Origin of the sequence: Paracoccus benzoatiresistens, from assembly GCF_026913015.1 — a bacterium.
GTDB classification, from domain to species: domain Bacteria; phylum Pseudomonadota; class Alphaproteobacteria; order Rhodobacterales; family Rhodobacteraceae; genus Paracoccus; species Paracoccus benzoatiresistens.
In genome coordinates this window covers 1-1,584 of record NZ_JAPTYD010000149.1, presented here as the reverse complement: position 1 = coordinate 1,584, position 1,584 = coordinate 1, and the positions used below count along the sequence as shown (strand labels likewise).

At 63.2% G+C, this 1,584-nt stretch carries 1 protein-coding gene; it reads right to left on the bottom strand.

Annotated elements, in window-relative coordinates; translation table 11 throughout:
- Positions 1-1,520, bottom strand: a 1,520-nt coding sequence (locus tag OU682_RS23890; RefSeq protein WP_268944668.1) for an IS66 family transposase, incomplete at its 3' end; no start/stop codon positions are given.
- Positions 1,521-1,584: the final 64 nt, after the last annotated feature.

Genomic DNA, 1,584 nt, shown 5'->3' with positions numbered 1-1,584 from the left:
AACCCAAGCATGATATCGCGTGCCTGGCGGCCATCGGCGCTCATGGTGCCGCCCGAGATCCGGCGCTTGGTCACGCAGGCCCGCAGGTCGTTTTCGGAAGCATTGGTGTGGAGTGGGATCTCGGGCCGTTCCAGCACTTTCAGCAGTTCATGCTTTCGCCTGTGCAGGCGAGCCAGCAACTGACCCAGTTCCTTGTAACGGGTGCGTTGCCCGAAGATGTTATCGAACCGCTCAGCGAGGACGGGCGCCTCCTTCGCGGACGGCTTTTGCTTCCAGAGCTTCAGATCGCGGTAGAGGGCCCAGATCTGGCCTTGGACCTTTTCCAGCTTGCGCGTCTGTTCGGGTGTTTTCGGCATCAGCTTTTGCAGCAGCCGCTCGGCGTGAACCCAACACAGGGCATGATTGGGGATGCGGAACTGTCCGGCATCGTCGGACACAACCACCGTGTTGCCCATCAGCCCGTGGTGGCGCACCGCGCCCCAGAGGGCAGCCTCGCTTAGCTCCCGCACCAGGGTGCGGTCGAAGACGTCTAGGCGCAACCTCACCAGGTGATCATACCAGGCCATCTGCGAGGGGAATAAGGTTTCGGGATGGGCAGCAAGCTTACTGATGACATCCGGCGCCACCTTGCGATGGCGCATATAGTCGAGTGCCGCGTCGTTGATGATGTAATCCTCGCACCCGGCCCGCAGCAGAGAGAGGAAGTTCAGCCGTGACTTCGAGCGGCCCGTGCGGAAGACGCTGAAGCGAGTGCCGCCGATCTGCGTGGTGACTTCGTGGCGGCGCGCATGGCGGGCACCGGTGTCATCCACGCTGATATAAGGCGCGGTGGCCAGGCCTGCCCGCAGGATCGCCTGATCCTCCGCCACAAACCCATCCAGATCGGAGGTGAGGATGCGCACCACCTGGCGCTTGGAGATCTCCATGCCGATGCCGTTCAGGATCGCGGTTAGCCGCTCCGTCGTCACCTGCCCCTGGGCATGAAGCGCGAGACAGAACCGGCGCAGGTTGGCACCAAAGCCGCCGAGCAGCCCCTCCGGCAAGGGCGCGATGACCCTTTTGCCCTCCGGGGTCAGCCAGCGTTCGCGCTGGTAGCGGACAAGCTCGGCCGAAATTGCCAGGTCACGAACCAGGATGGTTCGATATCCCTTGAAGCGCGACCCCGAAGGGGCTGAAGCGGTCAGCACCTCCTCGCGGGTGACGCGGTCCTTGTCGCGTTTCGGGCCACGCCGCCGCCGTTGACCGCCGCTCTTGCGAACCTCCCGTTCCGTGACCTTGTCCATGCCGGAGGGTTTGAACGGAGGCCGCGGCGGCAGGTTTTTCAGCCGGGCAATCTCATCACGCAAGTCCTGGTTCTCGGCTTGCAGGGCGGCCCGGGCCGTCTCGGCTGACGCGAGCTGTTCGCCGAGGTGGGTTACCTGCTCCTCGAGCGATTGAAGCCGTTGCAACAGATCACCGACGAGCCGACGCAAACTCTCGGCGCTCAGTGTCTCAAAGGGATCATCCGATGACAGGCCCATACGATCTTGAATCAGACCGAGATCATGAACGCAACACCTGTGCCCCGCAATCTGCCCCAGTTAC